The organism is Bradyrhizobium sp., assembly GCF_049586575.1.
Lineage (GTDB): Bacteria > Pseudomonadota > Alphaproteobacteria > Rhizobiales > Xanthobacteraceae > Bradyrhizobium.
Window position 1 is genome coordinate 1 of sequence record NZ_JBAVCF010000360.1, and the last position, 2,262, is coordinate 2,262.

Sequence of the window (2,262 nt, forward strand, 5' to 3'; positions counted from 1 at the left end):
TAGCAAACTTATTGATTCTAGTACCGCTTTGTCGATCTGAAGTCCCTGATCGAATTCGCCGCTTGTGGCGCAGGGACTTCGGATCGGCGGTACTAGCAGACCCATTGATCTAGTGTGGCTTTGGTTCAGAAGTCCGCATGACCAACCCGCGGCACAAACGATGCGGACTTCTGAACCGCCACACTTGCTTGCAGTTTGGGCGGAGCAGCCAATGACGTGGGGAGATCGGCCGATTGTCGTGGCGGGCGCCGGCAGCATCGGCTGCTTTGTCGGCGGCCTCTCGGCCAGCGCGGGCCGTCGCGTGTCGCTATTGGCACGCCCGCGCGTGATCGCGGAGATCGAGCGGTTCGGACTGACCTTGACGAGCCTGGAGGGCTCGTCCTGGCATGTGGCATCTGGGCAGCTGACTCTGTCGGAGGATCCGAAAATTCTGGCGGAAGCGGGCGCGGTGCTGGTTACAGTCAAGAGCGCCGACACCGCCGAGGTCGCGGAAGCCATTGCACGGTACGCGCCACCGGATGCCGTCGTCGTCAGCCTGCAAAACGGCATCGCCAATGTGCCGGTGTTGCGCGCGAGGTTGCCGGGGCGAAAGGTGCTCGCCGCCATGGTGCCGTTCAACGTGATCGCGGCGGGGGAGGGGCGGTTTCATCGCGCGACCTCAGGCGATATCGTGATCGAGCGCGACGATGCGCATACCGCCGCCAGGCTTTCGGCGCCGGGGCTTGCGATGCGCGCCACTGACAATATCGCCGGCGTGCAATGGGGCAAGCTGCTCGTCAATCTCAACAACGCGCTCAATGCGCTTTCCGGTCTGCCGCTGCGTGCGCAACTCGCCCGGCGCGATTGGCGCCGACTATTCGCCGACCAGATCGCCGAAGGATTGGCGGCCGTGCGGGCCGAAGGCATCCACCCGGTATCGTCGACACCGGTGCCGCTGAGCTGGACGCCCCATCTGCTGCGGCTGCCTGATACTCTGTTTGCGGTCGCGCTGGCTCCGGCCATGAAGATCGATCCGCAAGCGCGCTCCTCGATGTGGGAAGACCTGGAGCGTCGCCGTCGCACCGAGATCGAGTATCTTCAGGGCGTGATCACCGCCATTGCCGACCGGCGCGGTTTGAAAGCGCCCCTGTCGCGCCGCATCGTCGCATTGATCAGGGATGCCGAGGCGGCTGGCGAAGGGTCGCCGCGGCTGACGGCGGAACAGATCCGCTCGGGTGTGGCAAAGAATTAGGACACGCGCTTCGGACTGGCTTCAGGTCTGACAGGACTGTGCGCTCAAGGGTAACCAGCAGCGCACCAAGGTCCTGCCTTGCTCGCGCAACAGGTCCAACTTTCCGTCCAGCGCGCGGCTGCGATCAGACATTCCGGTCAAACCTCTGCCAAGCGAGATGTTGTCGGGAAATCCAATTCCATTGTCGGAAACCTCGATCGTCACGGCTTCGTCGCGCATCGTGGCGACAACGTTCAGCGTGGTCGCCTGCGCGTGCCTTATGACATTCGTCACCGCTTCCTGCACCACGCGGTAGATTGTTTGCGACAGCAGCCGGTCGAGAGAATCCAGCCGGGGATCGACCCGGGAAGTTGCTGCAACGGTTGGCAACGCGGATTGAGCATTTTGAAGCAACGTTTGGATGCTTTTCTCGAGTCCAAGTTCTTCGAGATGGAGCGGACTTAGCCCTTCGAGAATGCGGCGACTGGCATGCTGGACCGCCTCCGCAGCTTCAAGGAGATGGCTGGAGGGCGCCTCTGGATCGGCGGCCGCCACGTCAGTCGCGGATCCTGATAGCGCAATCGCGTTAGCCCTGATGGCAAACAGCAGCGGGCCGAGTTCGTCATGCAGCTCCCTCGCGAGTTCGCGGCGTTCGTCGTCCTGCAGCGACACGATCTTGCGCAGCATGCCTCTGTTGTCCTGGGCCAGGCGCTTGAGCTTTCGCGCAAGCTGATTGGCTTCTTCGCAGGTTTTTCGGGTTTCCGGAGGGCCGAGAAGTGGAATCGTGCTGTCGTAGTCACCCACTTGCATTCGCGCCAGACCGGCGCCGAGTTGCTCCAGCGGCTGCAAGGCCAAGGTGGTCGTTAAATAGGCGTTGATGGCCGCCAGCACGAGTAAGGCTGACCCCGACAGGACGATCGCCAAAAAGCCAAGCCATTTCTCAACGAGATAGGGCGTGAGATCGGGGACAAAGAGGATATCGCCCACATGCTGCTCACCAATGGTAATTGGGTGAGCCGCGGCAATGTTGGGGATTCGCAACAGACTGCCAA

The 2,262-nt window shown here is 62.2% G+C and carries 2 protein-coding genes; one reads left to right on the top strand and one right to left on the bottom strand.

Going from position 1 to position 2,262, the window contains the following annotated elements; translation table 11 throughout:
* The first annotated feature begins 211 nt into the window (after window positions 1-211).
* A complete protein-coding gene (locus WB528_RS14035) occupies window positions 212-1,231 on the top strand; it encodes a 2-dehydropantoate 2-reductase (protein WP_423889017.1) in 1,020 nt (339 codons plus the stop codon).
* A gap of 21 nt (window positions 1,232-1,252) precedes the next feature.
* Here WB528_RS14035 and WB528_RS14040 read toward each other — a convergent pair whose 3' ends face one another.
* Entirely contained in the window at window positions 1,253-2,134 is an 882-nt protein-coding gene (locus WB528_RS14040) for an ATP-binding protein (protein ID WP_423889018.1), read from the bottom strand.
* Between the last annotated feature and the right edge of the window lie 128 nt (window positions 2,135-2,262).